This is a genomic window from Streptomyces sp. AMJ-169 (genome assembly GCF_055597585.1).
Map to the genome: position 1 here is coordinate 406,133 of NZ_JBVLTJ010000003.1, position 15,748 is coordinate 421,880.

Annotated in this window: 16 protein-coding genes; 4 read left to right on the plus strand and 12 right to left on the minus strand. The window is 71.6% G+C overall.

Translation table 11 applies throughout. From position 1 onward, the window contains the following. Positions 1 to 67: 67 nt before the first annotated feature. The gene (locus tag ACYUD3_RS10075) at positions 68 to 1,513 is read right to left on the minus strand and encodes an aldehyde dehydrogenase (protein ID WP_470966934.1); all 1,446 of its coding nucleotides are present in this window, start codon (positions 1,511 to 1,513) and stop codon (positions 68 to 70) included. Positions 1,514 to 1,731: 218 nt separating this feature from the next. On the opposite strand from ACYUD3_RS10075, the gene ACYUD3_RS10080 reads away from it, so the two are divergent. Further along, on the plus strand, positions 1,732 to 2,889 hold the full coding sequence (locus tag ACYUD3_RS10080) for a DUF418 domain-containing protein (protein WP_470966936.1): 1,158 nt from the start codon (positions 1,732 to 1,734) through the stop codon (positions 2,887 to 2,889). 71 nt (positions 2,890 to 2,960) lie between these two features. Here ACYUD3_RS10080 and ACYUD3_RS10085 read toward each other — a convergent pair whose 3' ends face one another. From ACYUD3_RS10085 to ACYUD3_RS10105, 5 genes are read right to left on the minus strand one after another with little or no spacing between them, the layout of a single operon-like run. Next, positions 2,961 to 3,578 carry a response regulator transcription factor gene (locus ACYUD3_RS10085; protein ID WP_470966939.1) on the minus strand — a complete coding sequence of 206 codons (618 nt, stop codon included), beginning with the start codon at positions 3,576 to 3,578 and terminating at the stop codon, positions 2,961 to 2,963. Next, positions 3,575 to 4,135 (minus strand): nuclear transport factor 2 family protein, encoded by a 561-nt coding sequence (locus tag ACYUD3_RS10090; RefSeq protein WP_470966941.1) that lies wholly within the window; start codon positions 4,133 to 4,135, stop codon positions 3,575 to 3,577. Before ACYUD3_RS10090 ends, ACYUD3_RS10085 begins: the two co-directional genes overlap by 4 nt. A gap of 50 nt (positions 4,136 to 4,185) precedes the next feature. Continuing rightward, complete coding sequence (locus ACYUD3_RS10095) at positions 4,186 to 5,232, minus strand: maleylacetate reductase (protein ID WP_470966944.1); 1,047 nt, start codon at positions 5,230 to 5,232, stop codon at positions 4,186 to 4,188. 26 nt (positions 5,233 to 5,258) lie between these two features. Then, positions 5,259 to 5,528: a hypothetical protein gene (locus tag ACYUD3_RS10100; protein WP_470966947.1), complete on the minus strand. Its 270-nt coding sequence runs from the start codon at positions 5,526 to 5,528 to the stop codon at positions 5,259 to 5,261. Further along, complete coding sequence (locus ACYUD3_RS10105; RefSeq protein WP_470966949.1) at positions 5,528 to 6,052, minus strand: flavin reductase; 525 nt, start codon at positions 6,050 to 6,052, stop codon at positions 5,528 to 5,530. The genes ACYUD3_RS10100 and ACYUD3_RS10105 overlap by 1 nt, the downstream gene beginning before the upstream one ends. Positions 6,053 to 6,267: 215 nt before the next feature. Here ACYUD3_RS10105 and ACYUD3_RS10110 point away from each other — a divergent pair, with 215 nt between their 5' ends. Genes ACYUD3_RS10110 through ACYUD3_RS10120 form a run of 3 tightly spaced genes read left to right on the plus strand, consistent with a single transcriptional unit; the run spans position 6,268 to position 9,012 of the window. After that, positions 6,268 to 7,566 (plus strand): aromatic ring-hydroxylating oxygenase subunit alpha, encoded by a 1,299-nt coding sequence (locus tag ACYUD3_RS10110; protein ID WP_470966952.1) that lies wholly within the window; start codon positions 6,268 to 6,270, stop codon positions 7,564 to 7,566. Next, complete coding sequence (locus tag ACYUD3_RS10115; RefSeq protein ID WP_470966955.1) at positions 7,559 to 8,062, plus strand: aromatic-ring-hydroxylating dioxygenase subunit beta; 504 nt, start codon at positions 7,559 to 7,561, stop codon at positions 8,060 to 8,062. The genes ACYUD3_RS10110 and ACYUD3_RS10115 overlap by 8 nt, the downstream gene beginning before the upstream one ends. After that, entirely contained in the window at positions 8,059 to 9,012 is a 954-nt protein-coding gene (locus ACYUD3_RS10120; protein ID WP_470966958.1) for a PDR/VanB family oxidoreductase, read from the plus strand. The genes ACYUD3_RS10115 and ACYUD3_RS10120 overlap by 4 nt, the downstream gene beginning before the upstream one ends. A 25-nt stretch (positions 9,013 to 9,037) precedes the next feature. On the opposite strand, the gene ACYUD3_RS10125 is transcribed toward ACYUD3_RS10120, so the two are convergent. The 6 genes from ACYUD3_RS10125 to ACYUD3_RS10150 form a co-directional block, all read right to left on the minus strand. Then, the gene (locus ACYUD3_RS10125; protein WP_470966961.1) at positions 9,038 to 9,934 is read right to left on the minus strand and encodes an NADP-dependent oxidoreductase; all 897 of its coding nucleotides are present in this window, start codon (positions 9,932 to 9,934) and stop codon (positions 9,038 to 9,040) included. After that, positions 9,931 to 11,103, minus strand: a complete 1,173-nt coding sequence (locus ACYUD3_RS10130) for an acyltransferase family protein (RefSeq protein ID WP_470966964.1) — start codon at positions 11,101 to 11,103, stop codon at positions 9,931 to 9,933. Before ACYUD3_RS10130 ends, ACYUD3_RS10125 begins: the two co-directional genes overlap by 4 nt. Before the next feature lie 97 nt (positions 11,104 to 11,200). After that, a complete protein-coding gene (locus tag ACYUD3_RS10135; RefSeq protein ID WP_470966967.1) occupies positions 11,201 to 11,983 on the minus strand; it encodes an alpha/beta fold hydrolase in 783 nt (260 codons plus the stop codon). Between the two features lie 44 nt (positions 11,984 to 12,027). After that, complete coding sequence (locus tag ACYUD3_RS10140) at positions 12,028 to 13,203, minus strand: acyltransferase family protein (protein WP_470966970.1); 1,176 nt, start codon at positions 13,201 to 13,203, stop codon at positions 12,028 to 12,030. Between the two features lie 15 nt (positions 13,204 to 13,218). Further along, positions 13,219 to 14,388, minus strand: coding sequence for an acyltransferase family protein (locus ACYUD3_RS10145; protein WP_470966972.1), 1,170 nt, complete (start codon positions 14,386 to 14,388; stop codon positions 13,219 to 13,221). A 44-nt stretch (positions 14,389 to 14,432) separates the two neighbouring features. Next, positions 14,433 to 15,650 (minus strand): MFS transporter, encoded by a 1,218-nt coding sequence (locus ACYUD3_RS10150; protein ID WP_470966975.1) that lies wholly within the window; start codon positions 15,648 to 15,650, stop codon positions 14,433 to 14,435. Between the last annotated feature and the right edge of the window lie 98 nt (positions 15,651 to 15,748).

The following is a 15,748-nucleotide window of genomic DNA, read 5'->3' on the forward strand; positions in this document are numbered from 1 at the left end:
ACAAGGGGGGTTCCGACCGCGCCGCCGGTCGGAACCCCCCTTTTTTCGCTGTCCGCTCAGAGTCCGCTCAGAGGTAGAGCGACCGGGTCCGCAGATACGACTCCAGCCCCTCGGGCCCGAGTTCGCTGCCCAGCCCGCTCGCCTTGACGCCGCCGAAGGGGGCGACGGGGTCGGGCAGATAGCGGTTCACGCCGATGGTGCCGGTGTGCACCCGCCGGGCGACCGCCGCGCCGCGCTCGGGGTCCGCGGTCCACACAGTGCCGCCGAGTCCGTAGTCGGAGTCGTTGGCGATGCGGACGGCGTCGTCGACGTCGTCGTAGGGCAGCACGGACAGCACCGGGCCGAAGATCTCCTCCTGGGCGAGGGAGGAGCCGTTGTCGACGTCCGCGAAGACGGTCGGCTCGACGAACCAGCCCTTGTCCAGGCCCTCGGGACGACCGCCGCCGGTGGTGAGGCGGGCGCCTTCACCGCGTCCCTTCGCGATCGCGGCCTCGACCCGGTCCCGCTGCTGGGCGGTGACCAGCGGGCCGACGGCCGTGCCCTCGTCCAGGGCGTCCCCGACCGGGAGGGCGCGGGCCAGGCCGGTGACCAGGTCGACGACCTCGGCGTAGCGGCTGCGCGGGGCGAGGATGCGGGTGGAGAGGAAGCAGGTCTGCCCGTTGTTGGTGAGGGTCGCGGCGACCAGGCCGGGGCCGATCAGCTCCGGGTCCAGCACGGCGTCGTCGAGGACGAGGGCCGCGGACTTGCCGCCGAGTTCCAGGGTCACCGGGCGCAGCAGCCGGCCGCAGGTCTCGGCGATGGCCCGGCCGGCGCCCGTGGAGCCGGTGAACGCCACCTTGTCCACGCCGGGGTGGGACACGAGGAACGCGCCGGCCTCCCGGCCCGCCGGCACGATGTTGAGCACCCCGGCCGGGACACCGGCGGCCTCGGCGGCCTCGGCGACGACGAAGGAGTCGAACACGGCCTCGGGCGAGGGCTTGAGGACCACGGTGCAGCCGGCGGCCATCGCGGGCGCGATCTTGAACGTGGACAGCACCTGCGGGTAGTTCCACGGCACGATCGCGGCGACGACCCCGACCGGCCCCCTGCGCACCTCCACCGAGCCGCCGAGCAGCCCGTCCCGCGTCTCGGAGAAGACCGTCGTACGGGCCAGGCCGGCGTAGTAGCGCAGCACCGCGGTCGGGTAGCCGACCTCCAGCTGCCGGGCCATGCTGATCGGCATGCCGTTCTGGCTGCTGACCAGTTCCGCGATCCGGCCCGCCCGCTCCTCGAGTTCGGCGGCGAACCGCTCCATGACGTCGGCGCGGCGGGCCGGGTCCCAGTGCGCCCAGCCGCCGGGCCGGTCGAAGGCCCGGCGCGCGGCGCCGACCGCGGCGTCGACGTCGGCCTCCACCGCCTCGGGCACGCTGCCGAGCACTTCCTCCGTGCTGGGGTTGACGGGGGCGATGACGCGGCTGGTGGACGGGCGCACCCACTCCCCGCCGATGTAGAGGTGGTCGTAGTGATGAGCCATCAGCACTCTCCTGGCGATCCGGCGCCCGCTGCGGGACCGGGTACGGGACTTTCCCCGACCTTCGCCCGATCCCCCGGCGCCGGGGTGCCGCTGGGTGCACGGGAAGCCGCCAGGAAATGCATGGGCGCGCGGTGGCCGGTTTCCTCCCGCCGACCGGCGGGGGTGAAGGGGCTTGTCGGCGGATTCAGTCCGGCGCGCGGGGTCACGAGGCTGGGGGCATGACATCTGACGCAGCGACCGCTGCTCTCCCCACTGCCGGAACAGGGCGGTCCGCCACGGCCCGGATGGTCGGCTTAGACCTGGCCCGCGGCCTGGCCGTCTTCGGCATGTACGCGGTCCATGTGGGCCCCACCCCCGGCGAGGAGGGTTCCGGCGGCTTCCTGATGGAGCTGGTGCAGGGCCGCTCCTCCGCGCTGTTCGCGGTGCTGGCCGGCTTCACGGTCGCCCTCATCACCGGGCGCCGGACGCCGAAGACGGGTCTTGCGGGCCGGCAGGCCGTCGCCAAGGTCGTCATCCGGGCCGTGATCCTGCTGGCGCTCGGTACCGCCCTGACCATGACCGGCACCCCGGTCGTGCCGATCCTCGCCTTCTACGGGCTGTTCTTCCTGCTCGTGCTGCCCCTGCACCGGCTGGGCGCGGTGCCGCTGGCGCTGATCGCGGCGGGCTGGGCGCTGGCGGGACCGCAGCTGCTGTACGTGCTGAAGCCGGTGGTCGGCGGGCGCGTGTTCCCCACCGTCGGCCAGGCCGACGGCCCCGTCTCGCTGCTCTTCACCGGCGGCTATCCGGCCCTGACCTGGGTCCCGTTCGTCATCGCCGGCATGGCCCTGGCCCGTCTCGACCTGGCGGACATGGCCGTACGGGCGCGCACCGCGGCCGGCGGCGCCGCGCTCGCGGCCCTCGGGTACGGCGGGTCCTGGCTGGCGCTGCGGATCGTCCCGGGTGCCGCGGCGGCCGTCCGGAAGGCCGAGGCGGGCTCGGACGGGCCCGGGATGACCGGTCCCTTCGGTGACGTCCCCGCCGGGCTGCTGGTCGCGTCCCCGCACAGCGAGGCGACCCTCTCCATCGTGGGCAACACCGGTGTGGCGATCCTCGTGATCACCGCGTGCCTGGCCGCCATGGACGCCTTCCCCCGGCTGCGCAGCCTCAGCAGGCCGGTCATCGCGGTCGGCTCGATGTCACTGACCGCGTACGTCTACCACATCGTCCTCATCTGGCTGCTGAACAACGAGGAGCGGGACATCGAGCCGTTCGCCGTCCTGTTCGGCTTCATCCTGTCGATCACCCTCCTCGCCACCGTCTGGTCGCGCTTCTTCCGGCGCGGTCCGCTGGAGTGGGCGATGGGCCGGGCCACCGAGGCCGCCCGGTACGTCAAGTGAGGGCGGTGCACGCCTGACGGCGGTCCCCGAGGTTTCCGCCCCGGGGACCGCCGTCGTATTGCTGTCAGGGGTCAGACGCTGATGCCGCAGCCCAGGATGTCGCGTACGAGGGTGCCGAGGCTCTCGGCGTCCGTCTTGGCCTTGATGCGGGCGCGGTGCACGTCGATGGTCTTCACGCTCGCGCCCAGCCGGCGTGCGATGACCCGGCTCGGCAGACCGTCGATCACCAGCCGCAGCACCTCCCGCTCCCGGGGCGTGAGCGACGCCAGCCGCTCCCGGACCCGCAGCCGGCCGCCCCGCGCCGCGAACGCCCGCTCGGCCTCCCGCAGTTGGCCCTGCACGACCTCCAGGATCCGCTGCGGCTCGTACGGCTTCTCCAGGAAGTCCACCGCCCCGGCCCGCACGGCGCGCACCGACATCGGGATGTCCCCGTGCGCCGAGCAGAAGATCACCGGGGCCGGGTAGTCCCGCCGCACCAGTTCCTCCTGGAGCTGGAAACCGCTCAGCCCCGGCATCCGCACATCGACGATCACCACCGCGGGCTCGTCCGGGTCGAACTCCGCCAGGAAGTCCCCGGCGGTCGGATAGGTGAGCGCCGGCACCTCCACGCTCTGGAGCAGGAAGACCAGCGACTGCCGTACGTCCGCGTCGTCGTCCACGACATGGACGACCGGGCCGGGCTCCCTCACCAGGGCCGCATCAGGACCGACGCCGACGGGTAGCTCTCCGCGAAGTCCTTCGCCAGCGGGGTGACGAACACGTTCTCCGTACGGGTCCTGGTGATCCGCCAGCCGGCGTCGGTCCTGCGGAAGGCGTTGTTGAGGCGGCTCGACCGCAGCAGTGACCTGCCGTCCGAGAAGAGCCACGGCTGTACGTGGATCCACTGGCCCGTCGCCTCATCGCCGTCGACGTGGATCTGCTCCGAGGTCAGGTAGTGCGCGTTCAGCAGCAGCGCCGGGTCCTGCTTCTCGCCCCAGAACCCCTCGAAGTGCCGCCGGATCGCCGGGGCGCCCTCGGCCCGCCCGAACTGGTTGTCGTAGTACTCCCCCACCCCCTCCCACACCGCGTCCTCCGTGTACAGCTCCATGATCAGATCGATCCGGTGCGCGTCGTCGCGCACCCCGAACTCCGGGCAGGGGGTGTCGCACAGGAACATGTACCGGGCCTGGAGCCGCCGGATGCCGGCTTCGGCCTCCAGCACCTCGACCCGCTTCACCAGCGCGGTCAGTACGGTCTCGGCAACCATCGGACTCTCCTCGGCAGGATGTTTCATCGGAGGGGTTCTGTGGGCGGGGTTCATCGCGGGAGGTCCCCTTCCCACGCCGCGCGCAGCAGCGCGGTGAGCTGATCCGGGGTCAGGGGGGCGGGGTTGTTCGCGGGGAGGGCGGCCAGGACCGGTCCGACCGCCGCGGCGATCCCGTGCTCGGGCATCCCGTGGTCCTTCAGGGCCGTCGGCGCGCCGAGCCGCGCGCACAGTCCGGTCAGTCCCGCGAGCGCGGTGGGGGCGGCGAGCGCGGTCGCGATCCTGCGCTCCGCCTCGGGAGCGTGCGGGGCGTTGACGGCCAGGACGTGCGGGAGGACGACGGCGTGGGTCTGCGCGTGCGGCAGGCCGAACATGCCGCCGAGGACGTGGCAGATCTTGTGGTGCAGGCCCGAGCCGGCGGAGGCGAAGGCGACGGCGGCGAGGTAGGCGCCGTAGAGCGTCCGCTCGTGCCCCGCCGGATCGGCGGTGATGCGGGGAAGTCCCTGCCCCAGGGCGCGGATCGCCTCCCCCGCGAGGGCGCGGTCGACCGGGTCGGCGCGCGGCCCCCACATCGCGTCGACGCCGTGGGCCAGCGCGTTGAGCCCGCTGGCGACCGCCAGTGCGGCGGGCAGCGTGCGCAGGAGGGAGGCGTCGTAGACGACGGCGTGCGGGAGGACCTTCAGGTCGGTGCCGGTCGTCTTCGTCGTCCCGTGGGTGAGGCCCCAGACGTCCGTGGCCTCCGAGCCCGCGTAGGTCGTGGGGACGGCGACGATCGGCAGGCCGGTGGTGAGCGCGACCGCTTTCGCGAGGCCGACCGCGGAGCCGCCGCCGAGGGAGACCAGTACGTCGGCGCGGCACTCGGCCGCGGCCTCGCGGGCCCGTTCGGCCACCTCGACCGGCACGTGCGGCACGACCTCGTCGTGGACGTGCGCCACCGGCAGGCCGTGGGTGAGGGCGGCGGTGAGCGGCGCGGCCGAGGGAGCGGCGACGACCATGACGCGGCCGGACTGGAGTCGTGCGACCTCGTCGGCGATCGCGCGGGAGGCGTCGTCCGGGGCGAAGACGATCCGCTGGGGCAGGGTCTCGTGGGTGAATCTCATCGGGGTGTCCTCCTGGAGGGCCTGGCTCACGGCTCGTCCCAGGCCGCGTCGGCCTCCCAGTAGTCCATCCCTCCGGCGCTGACCCCGTGCCGCCACCGCGAGGTGCGCCGCAGCCGCGGTTCGACCTGGCCGGTGACCGAGTCGGCCGCGTCGGGCCCGTCGGCGGCCACCGCCCAGTGGACCCAGTCGAGTTCGCGGCCTTCGGCGTCGTGGGTGAACAGGTCGACGTGCCGCCAGCCGTAGCCGAACGTGTCGTTGTAGCAGGTGAGGGTCATACGGCGGCCGTCGTCCGCCATCACGCGCTCAGCGGGGCGCTGATGGGGTGGAACCGGCGCTGGAAGTACACCAGTCCGCCCCCGCTGTCCTCCCCCGCGATCACCCGGTCCACCTCGACGAACAGCACCGAGTGCGAGCCCCGCGCGGCGCTGCCGGTGATGCGGCCGACGACCGAGGCGGCCGAGCCCTTGAGGACCGGCACGTCGGCGACGGAGTGGTCCCACACCCCGGCGGAGACCGAGAACCGCTCCTGCGGCGAGGCGCCCCCGGCGAAGGCGAGCGCCACGTCCTCGTGCCCGGGGCCGAGCACGTTGATGCAGACCCGCCCGTTGCCGCGCAGGATGTCGTGACTGCGGCTGGAGCGGTTGACGCACACCAGCATCGTGGGCGGTGCGTCGGTCACCGAGCACACCGCGCTCACCGTGAGCCCCGCCCGCCCGTGCGGGCCGTCGGTCGTCACGATGTTGACACCGGCGGAGAGATTCGCCATCGCGGCGCGGAACTCCCGCTGTGTCGGGGTCAATCGGTCCGTCTTCGTAGCCACCGTTCCTCCTGCCAGAACCACGCCCGAGCAGGTCCCGGACCCCACCGAAGCTACGGCGGCCCCCCTGGCCGGGGGTATCGAGACTTCCTCCGCCGCCCCTGAGGATTTCCCCTACGCCCGCCAAGACCTTCCCCCATTGGCCGGCCGGCGCCGGCTCCCTAACGTCGGAGGCACTGATCGGCAGCACCCCGGATCCGATCCTGGAGGCACCTTCCATGACCGCTGAGTTCACCGCGGAGAACGTCCACGACCTCTCACCGGCCGGCCTGGTACGCGAGGACCGCGTGGCCGGCCGGATGTACACCGACCCGGAGATCTTCGAGGCCGAGATGACGAGGATCTTCGAGCGCACCTGGGTGTGGGTCGCGCACACGAGCGAGCTGCCGAAGCCCGGCAGCTTCAAGACGACGTACGTCGGCCGGCAGCCGGTCATCGTCACCAGGGACCGCAAGGGCGTCCTGCACACCCTCCTCAACCGCTGCCGGCACCGCGGCACGAGCCTGTGCGAGCGGCGCGAGGGCCAGGCCAACGGTTTCACCTGCCCCTACCACGCCTGGTCCTACGGCCTCGACGGCACGCTGCGCGGCATTCCCTATCCGGACGGCTACGAGGGCGTCCTGGAGAAGGGCGACCTGGGCCTGAAGAAGCTGCGCACCGAGTTCTACGGCGGGATGGTCTTCGCGACCTTCGACCACGGCGCGCAGCCGCTGGCGGACTTCCTCGGGGACGTGAAGCTGTGGATCGACCGCTTCATGAAGCAGGGCGGCGGCTATCCGGTCAAGGTCCTCGGCACGCACCGGTTCAGGTTCCGCGGCAACTGGAAGATCCAGCTGGAGAACACGACCGACGGCTACCACTTCCCGATCGTGCACCGCTCCTGGATGGCCTCGGTCGACGCGGAGACGGCCGACATGATGTCGTTCATGACCGACCCCGCCGCGGTCACCCACGACCTCGGCAACGGCCACAGCGTCGCCCAGATGGTGCCCGCGCACTCGGATCTCGACGCCGACGACGGCACCGAGCCGCTCCAGCCCCGCTTCGATCCGCTCGTCACCGAGCTGAAGTCGACCGGGCTCGGCGACGCGGAGATCCGCAAGCTGGTCCGCGCCATGCACGGGACCGGCTTCAACCTGGACCTGTTCCCGAACGTGTCGATGTCGATCTCGTTCCTGCGGGTGCTGCGCCCGGTCTCGGTCGACGAGACCCTGATCGAGCACGTGGCCCTCGGCCCCGACGGACCGCCCGAGATCGTGGACCCCGTCAACCGGGAACGGCTGCGCATCCACGAGCACTTCCAGGGCCCGTTCGGTTTCGGCACCCCCGACGACGCCGAGAGCTGGGACCGCGTCCAGCGCGGCGCCCAGGGCTCCCCGGAGATCCCGATCATGATCAACCGCGGTATGGCCCGCGAGACCACGAGCCCGCAGGGCTGGCCGACCTCCCACGTCACCGACGAGACCGGCATGCGCGCGGCGTACGACAAGTGGAAGCAGATGATGAGCGATGACTGAGACCCTCCGCACCCCCCTGGCGGCCGACCCCCGGGTGACCCGGGCGATCGAACTGGCCTGGCGGGAAGCCGAGTTGCTGGACCGCAAGGAGTACGCGGCCTGGCAGGACCTCTACACCGACGACGGCCACTACGTCGTCCCGATCGACGCGCGCACCGAGGACTTCGCCGGCACCCTCAACATGGTCTACGACGACGCCCGGATGCGGCGGATGCGCGTCGCCCGGATGACCGAGGGACACGCCATCGCCGCGGTCGACGCCGCGCGTACCGTGCGTACGGTCTCGCGGTTCGTGGCGGCCGAGGTCTCCGACGACGAGGTGACCCTGCGCTGCGCCCAGATCCTCATCGCCCACAAGCGCGGCCGGCACGACATCTGGGCCGCCGACGTCACCCTCCGCGTCCGGCTCTCGGACCGCGGCGACCGGATCGTCCTCAAGGTCGTACGCCTCGTCGACAGCGAAGAGGCCGTCCCCGCGGCCGGGTTCCTGCTGTGAGCCTGTCCGTGCAGGTCGCCGAGGTCACGCAGGAGACGCGGGAGATCCGGATGCTCCGCCTGGTCCGCGAGGACGGCGCGCCGTTCACGCCGTACGAGGCCGGGGCGCACATCGACGTGACGGGACCGACCGGTGTCCTGCGGCAGTACTCGCTGTGCGGTCCGCCGGACGACCCGTCGTCCCTGCTGATCGGCGTGAAGCGGGAGCCCCGCTCGCGCGGCGGGTCGGCCGCGCTGCACGAGGTGAGCGCGGGGGACCACCTCAAGATCGGCAGGCCCCGCAATCTGCTGTCGCTGGCCGAGGACGCGGACCGGCACGTCCTCGTGGCCGGCGGGATCGGCGTCACCCCGCTGCTGAGCATGGCCTACCGGCTGCACGCGCGGGGCGCGGACTTCGCGCTGCACTACTTCGCCCGCTCGCGTCAGGAGGCCGCGTTCGTCGCCCTGCTGGAGGAGCGCGCCGCGTTCCGCGACCGCGTCCGCCTCCACTTCGGCGTGTCCCTGGAGGAGCAGTCCGCGCTGCTCTCCGGGCTGGCGAACGCGCTGACCCCCGCCGACCACGCCTACACCTGCGGCCCGCAGCCCTTCATGAAGCAGGTGACCTCGCTCTTCGCGCCCGTGATCGGCGAGGACCACGTCCACGTGGAGCACTTCTCCCCCACCGAGCCCGTCACCGGCGACGACCGCCCTTTCACCGTGGAGCTCGACACGGGCGAGGTCTTCGAGATCCCCGCCGGCAAGCCGATCCTCGCGGTCCTGGAGGAGAACGGCATCGAGGTCTCCAAGTCCTGCGAGGAGGGCGTCTGCGGCTCCTGCGTCTCGGGGGTCCTCGCCGGGGTCCCGGACCACCGCGACAACTGCCTGTCCAGCGCGGAGAAGGCGGCGGGCACGCAGATAGCCCTGTGCGTGTCCCGCGCACGGTCCGACCGACTGGTCATCGAACTGTATTGACGGTCCGTCACACCGGCGCGCCGGCTCAGGGCGTCAGCAGGATCTTGCCCCGGACGCCGCCGCCCTCGAGGAGCGCGTGCGCGCGCGGAGCGTCCGTGAAGGGCAGGACGTGGGCGACGCGCAGCGTCAGCTTGCCCGTCTCGACGTGGCGGGCCAGCGCGTCGAGCATGGTGCCGTCGGTCTGCACTCCGTAGACCTCCACGTCGACGGAGCGCTCGGCCTCCGGTACCGCGAACGGCGTGAGGGAGATGAAGCGTCCGCCGTCCCGAACCGCCGCGAGCGTCCGGGGCCGGCCCGCCGCGTCGATGACGGCGTCGAACGCCCCGTCCGGCACGGTGCCCGTGTCCGAGAACATCTCGGCCGCGCCGAGTTCCGCCACGGTGTCCGCGTCGGACGCGCGGGCGAGTCCTGCCGGACGCCATCCGCGCAGGGCGGCCAGCTGCACGAGGTGGCCGCCGACCGCCCCGGCGGCGCCGCTCACCAGCAGTCGTCCCTGGAAGTCGGCCCCGAGCCGGGCGAGCGCCTGCTCGGCGGTGAGGGCCGCCAGCGGTATGGCCGCCGCGTCCGCCAGCGGCACGTTCCCGGGCGCGCGCGCCGCGAGGGTCTCGTCCAGGGCGACGTACTCGGCGCTCACCCCGGTGCCGGCGGCGAAGAGGGAGCGTGCCGCGATCACCCGGTCGCCCTCCTGGAAGCGGGTGGCGCCGGGGCCCGTCTCCGTGACCGTCCCGGACACGTCCCAGCCGACCGTGGTCGGCAGCGCCGGGGCCGGGATGTCGCCGCGGCGCACCGCGAGGTCGACCGGGTTCACGGCTGCCGCCGCCACCCGGACCAGGATCTCGCCGGGGCCGGGCCGCGGCGGGTCCAGGTCGGCCACGGTGAGGACCTCGGGCGGCCCGTAGCGGTCGATGATCACTGCTTTCATGCGAGCTCCTTGCGAGACCGTCCCAGCCGGCGCATGGCCGGCTTCTCCACCGCCACGTACAGCAGCCATGCCGCGCCGAGTGTCAGCAGCATCTGCGACAGCAGGACACCGATGCCCGCCGCGGTTGCGAAGTACCTGTCCGGACCGAGGATGTCACGGACGACGTTCAGCAGAATGAGGTGAACCATGTAGAAGGCGAAGGACACTTCGCCGAGCCAGACCATCGGCCGGCTGCGCAGCACGGAACGCCGCCCCGAGGTGTCCATGAGGGCGACCGCCGGGATCAGCAGGGCCATCGGGACGACGAAGACCGCGTCGAGGGTGTAGAGCCACGGGACGTAGAGGGACAGGGCGTACGCCGCCACGCAGGCGAGCGCGGCGGGCAGCGGCCGGACGGGGAACCGGCGGCCGGTGAGGACGATGCGGGCCATCAGCATGCCGAGCGCGAAGTCCAGGGCACGCACCGGCGGGAGCATGTACACGCTCCAGTACTGCCAGACGGACGCCGGGGAGCCCTCGGGCATGGGCGGGTTCGAGGGCAGCAGCAGATACGCCAGTGCCGGTACGGCGATCACCGTGGCCGCGACCGCGACCGCCCAGCGCCACAGATGGGCCGCCGGGATCCGCTTGATCCAGCGCAGCAGCAGCGGGAAGCACAGGTAGAAGAAGAGTTCGCAGGCGAGGGACCAGCTGGGCGGGTTCACGCCGAGGAAGACCGTGAACTCGGGGATCCAGGCGTGCACCAGGACGAGGTTGGGCACCGCCTGCCACCACTGGGTGGCGGGTCCGGAGAGCAGGGCCAGGGCCAGCACCCAGGTGACGAGGTGGTTGGGGTAGATCTTGAAGAACCGCCGGCGCCAGAAGTGCCGGGCCGGGTCGCCCTCCCGGGCGGACCAGGTCAGGACGAAGCCGCTGAGGATGAAGAAGAAACTCACTCCGGCCCAGCCCGCGTTGCTGGACAGCCACCGGTAGTGGTCGGCGACGTCCCGTGAGGCGAAGGGGTTGAGGGCGGGCAGGGCGAGCGAGGAGTGGTAGCAGAAGACCAGCAGAGCCGCGATGAAGCGCAGCCCGGTCAGGGAGGGGAGCCGGTTGTGCACAGCCTGCCGGGAACGGGGGGCAGGGCCTCTGGATATCGCGTCGGATTCGGTGGAACCGGTGGATACGGACATGGTGCCTCTCCGGAGGAAAGCGGGAAGTGGGCAGGCCGGGGCGGCCGGAGGGGCGGGTGCGCCCGCTCCGGCCACAAACGCGGAGCTGCCGCCGGGATCAGTCCCGGTCGAGGAACTCGGTGATCAGCTGGACCAGTTCGGCCGTCTTCTCGAAGACGACCATGTGGCCGCTCTCCAGTTCGGCGTACTCGCTGCCCTTGAGGGCCTGGTGGATCTCCCGCGAGTGCTCCACCGGGATCAGCATGTCCCGGCTGGAGCCGATGACGAGCGTGCGGGCGCCGATGGCGGGCAGCAGGTCGGTGATGTCCACGCGGTGGTCGAGCTCGATCTGGCGCAGGGTGCCGATCTCCGCCGTGATCCCGGCCACGGTGGCCTTGACGCCGTCGCTGCCGAACCCGGCGAGGAACGGCGGCGAGAAGATCAGCAGCGCGCTGTAGGCGGCGAAGGCCTCCGCGTCGATGTCGGGCAGCTTGCGCCACAGGTCGACGGCGAGCTGCTGGCGCGGGTCGTCGTTGCGGGCCCAGCTGTTGATGACGACCAGCCGGCGGATCAGCTCCGGGTACTTGGCCGCCGAGGCTGCGGCGACGACTCCGCCGAGCGAGAAGCCGACGATGTCGAACGGTTCGCCGGTCACCGCCCGGGCCGCGCCGATCACCTGGTCGGACAGCTCGTCCAGGCTCAGGTCGTCGGCGTGCAGGGGCGTCTTGCCGCTGCCCGAGTAGTCGGGGGTGATGACGGTGTGGCGCTCGGTGAAGTGCTCGCGCAGATGGCCCCAGTTGGTCTCGCCGTCCGCGGCCGTGCCGTGTACGAACAGCAGTCCGGGGCCGGTGCCCTGGGCGGTGTAGTGGACGGGGGTGCCGTTGACGTCGATGGTGGGCACGGGTGTCTCCTTGCTTGTGGGGGTGGATAGAGCTAGAGAGGTGGTCAGTTCAGGGCGGGGGCGGGGCGTGGTTCCTCGCCTTGCGGTGTGGTCCGTCTCGCCGGCCTGGCCCAGCGGCGCATGACGGGGCGTTCGACGCACACCATGAGCAGCCAGCCGGTCAGGAGGGTCGCGAGGAAGAAGCCGAGCAGGGTGAGGAGTCCGGGTACCGGGCTGAGGAGCCGCTCGTCCATCAGCTTCGTGCGCAGGGTGTACATGACCACGTACTGGGCGAGGTAGAAGCCGAAGGAGACCTCGCCGAGCCACTGCATGGCCCGCCCGCGCAGCACCGTCCGGGTGCCTTCCACGTCGGCGCGGGCCACCGCGCAGATCAGCAGGGCGATGGGGACGACGGTCATGAGGTTGAGGCCGTACAGGAACGGCACCGCCATCGCCGCCGCGTAGCCGGCCACGCACAGCAGGGCGGCCGGGACGATCCTGATCCGGGGGGCGGTGCCGGCCGCCACGAGCCGGGCCAGGATCATGCCGAGGATGAACTCGAACATCCGCACCGGCGGGAAGTTGTAGCCGAACCAGAACTGCCACAGGGAGACGCCGAAGCCTTCCGGGGTCGGCGGGTGCCGCGGCAGCAGGAAGTCGGTGACGAGCTGTACGGCCAGCATGGCGGCGACCATGCCCGCCGCCCACCACCCCAGCGCCCGCGTCTTGATCCGCGACACCGGCCCGAGCAGGAGCGGGAACAGCAGGTAGAAGAGCAGTTCGCTACAGAGCGACCAGCTCGGCGGGTTCACGCTGATGAAGGTCGCGTGCTGCGGGAACCACGAGTGGATCAGGAAGAGGTTGGGCAGCCACGCGGACACCGGTGTCGTCGCCCCGGCGAACAGCAGCATGGCCAGGGCCCAGGTGGCGATGTGGTTGGGGAAGATCTTCAGCAGACGCCGCCGCCAGAACCCCGTGACCGTGTCACCGGGCCGCGCCGACCACGTCAGCACAAAGCCACTGAGCACGAAGAAGAACGACACCCCCATCCATCCGGCCTTGCTGAACAGCCACCGGAAGCCTTCCTCCCAGCTCGCGTCGGCGAAGGGGTTCATGGGCGGGTCACTGAAGGTCGCGTGGAAGAAGAAGACGAGGGCGGCGGCGATGAAGCGCAGTCCGGTCAGTGAGGGAAGTTTGGTCCGGTACGTCTCGGCTGCGCCGGCGAGGGGTGACGAGGTCATGGGTGCCTGTTCCCTTCAGGAAGCGGCGGTGAGCTGCTGCGGGGTCGGGGAGGGGCCGGCCTGGGCGGGCGGCTTGCGGCGGGAGCGGGCCCAGCGGCGCATGACGGGGCGTTCGACGCACACCAGGAGCAGCCAGCCGAGGGCGAGGGCGCCGGCGAACTCGGCCGCCACGACGGCGACGGCGGCCGGGGCCGCGACAGTCCGGTGATGCATCAGCGTGGTGCGCACGAACGAGAGCACGATCTGCTGGGCGAGATAGAACCCGAAGGAGACCTCGCCGAGCCACTGCATGGCCCGCCCGCGCAGCACCGTCGGAGCACGGTCCACATCGGCGTGCGCCACCGCGCAGATCAGCAGCGAGATCGGTACGACGGTCATGAGGTTGAGGCCGTACAGGAACGGCACCGCCAGCGCCGCCGCGTAGCCGGCCACGCACAGCAGGGCCGCCGGGACGATCCCGGTCCGGGGGAAGGCGCCCGCGAGCACGAGCCGGGCCAGGATCATGCCGAGGACGAACTCGAACATCCGCACCGGCGGGAAGTTGTAGCCGAACCAGAACTGCCAGACCGTCACGTCGGTACCGGGTGCCGGGGGGCTGCCGGGCGCCAGGAAGTCGGTGACGAGCTGTACGGCCAGCATGCCGGCGACCATGCCCGCCGCCCACCACCACAGCGCCCGCGTCTTGATCCGTGACACCGGCCCGAGCAGGAACGGGAACAGCAGGTAGAAGAGCAGTTCGCTACAGAGCGACCAGGCCGGGGCGTTGAGGCTCAGGTACACGGCCGGGTCGGGGAACCACGAGTGCACCAGGAGCAGGTTCGGCAGCCACACCTTGACCGGGAGCGTCGCCCCGGCGAACAGCAGCATGGCCAGGGCCCAGGTGGCGATGTGGTTGGGGAAGATCTTCAGCAGACGCCGCCGCCAGAACCCCGTGACCGTGTCACCGGGCCGCGCCGACCACGTCAGCACGAAACCGCTGAGCACGAAGAAGAACGACACCCCCATCCATCCGGCCTTGCTGAACAGCCACCGGAAGTCGTCCGCCGTCTCGGGGTCGGCGAAGGGGTTCATCGATATGAAGATGAGTGAGGAGTGGAAGAAGAAGACGAGGGCGGCTGCGATGAAGCGCAGCCCGGTCAGCGAGGGAAGCCTGGGCCTGGTGGAGGTCGCGGAGCTGCTCGGCATGAGGATGGCTTTCTCGTGGGCGAGATCCGGTCAGGAGGTCTGGTTCAGGAGGCCGGCGCGGCGCCTGTGTCGGAGTCGGCGGGCTGCCGCTCGGCGGCGGCGCCGTGCGCCTGGTCGCCGAGGGTCTTGCGCTGCCGCCGGCCGCTGTGCACCGTCTGGGCGATCAGCAGGGCGCCGAGGGCGGTGAACGCGGCGGCGCCGACCGTCACCGCGCGGATGCCGAGGCCCTGGTCGATGAGCTGTCCCCCGGCCCAGGAGCCGAGGGCGGCGCCGAGTCCGAAAGCGGACATGTTGGCGGTCAGGGAGAGCGTCGGCGCGGCCGCGGCGGCGGAGAGCACCTTGGTCTGGAGTCCGGGGATGAGGGCGAAGGTCGCCATGGAGAAGAGGATCAGGAAGACGGCCCCGCCGGCCGGTGTGGGGGCGGCGACCCAGTACAGGAGGCAGACGGCGGCCAGGGTCCAGGACAGTCCGAGGACCGCCGCGTCGACGGACCGGTCGGCGATCCTGCCGCCGATGGCGTTGCCGGCGAGGGAGCCCAGGCCGTAGCCGACGAGCACGGCCGGCACCCAGGTGGACGGGAAGCCGCCGACGTCGGTGAGCAGCGGCACCATGTAGGTGATCAGCGTGAACATGCCGCCCGAGCACAGGACCGTGGCCAGGACGGTACCGATCACCTGCCAGTTCCTGAACACGCGCAGCTCGTGTGCGGCCGAGGAGTTGCCGGGGGCGCCGCTGTCCGGGATGACCAGCAGGATGAGGACGGCGGAGACCAGGGCGAGGACGGCGACGCTGCCGAACGTGGCCCGCCAGTTGAGCTGGTGGGCGACCAGGGTGCCCAGGGGCACGCCGAGCACGGTCGCCAGGTTGATGCCCAGCTGGGTGCCGGCGATCGCCGACCCCTCCTTGCCCTCCTCGGCCATGCCGCCCGCGATGACGACGCACACGGCGAGGAAGGTGCCGTGGATGACGGCGGTCAGCACACGGCCCACGACCAGCAGGCCGAAGGTGGGGGCGAGGCTGGAGACGACGTTGCCGGCGACGGAGACCAGCAGCAGTCCGACGAGCAGGTGCTTGCGGCTGACCCGGGTGGTGGCGGCGGTGACGAGCGGCCCGCCGATCACCACGGTCAGCGCGTAGACGGTCACGAGGAGCCCCGCGGTGGGGATGGTCACCGACAGATCCCGGGACAGGTCGCCCAGCATGCCGCTCGGCGCGAGCTCGGCCGTGCCGACACAGAAGATCGCCAGGATCAGGACAGCCATACGGGACCGCATGCGGTGCCTCTCGTGTGCGACGGACAGCCCCTCTCAAGGGCCGTGGATTATTTTATTAGCCTCTTGTCCACTATACAAGCAGATTG

Excerpts from the sequence above, each read along its gene's own strand:
- ACYUD3_RS10150 (WP_470966975.1), bottom strand. The coding sequence starts at position 15,650 with ATGGCTGTCCTGATCCTGGCGATCTTCTGTGTCGGCACGGCCGAGCTC.
- ACYUD3_RS10130 (WP_470966964.1), bottom strand. The coding sequence starts at position 11,103 with ATGTCCGTATCCACCGGTTCCACCGAATCCGACGCGATATCCAGAGGC.
- ACYUD3_RS10095 (WP_470966944.1), bottom strand. The coding sequence starts at position 5,232 with ATGAGATTCACCCACGAGACCCTGCCCCAGCGGATCGTCTTCGCCCCG.
- ACYUD3_RS10115 (WP_470966955.1), top strand. The coding sequence starts at position 7,559 with ATGACTGAGACCCTCCGCACCCCCCTGGCGGCCGACCCCCGGGTGACC.
- ACYUD3_RS10100 (WP_470966947.1), bottom strand. The coding sequence starts at position 5,528 with ATGGCGGACGACGGCCGCCGTATGACCCTCACCTGCTACAACGACACG.
- ACYUD3_RS10145 (WP_470966972.1), bottom strand. The coding sequence starts at position 14,388 with ATGCCGAGCAGCTCCGCGACCTCCACCAGGCCCAGGCTTCCCTCGCTG.
- ACYUD3_RS10125 (WP_470966961.1), bottom strand. The coding sequence starts at position 9,934 with ATGAAAGCAGTGATCATCGACCGCTACGGGCCGCCCGAGGTCCTCACC.
- ACYUD3_RS10090 (WP_470966941.1), bottom strand. The coding sequence starts at position 4,135 with ATGGTTGCCGAGACCGTACTGACCGCGCTGGTGAAGCGGGTCGAGGTG.
- ACYUD3_RS10080 (WP_470966936.1), top strand. The coding sequence starts at position 1,732 with ATGACATCTGACGCAGCGACCGCTGCTCTCCCCACTGCCGGAACAGGG.
- ACYUD3_RS10110 (WP_470966952.1), top strand. The coding sequence starts at position 6,268 with ATGACCGCTGAGTTCACCGCGGAGAACGTCCACGACCTCTCACCGGCC.
- ACYUD3_RS10140 (WP_470966970.1), bottom strand. The coding sequence starts at position 13,203 with ATGACCTCGTCACCCCTCGCCGGCGCAGCCGAGACGTACCGGACCAAA.
- ACYUD3_RS10075 (WP_470966934.1), bottom strand. The coding sequence starts at position 1,513 with ATGGCTCATCACTACGACCACCTCTACATCGGCGGGGAGTGGGTGCGC.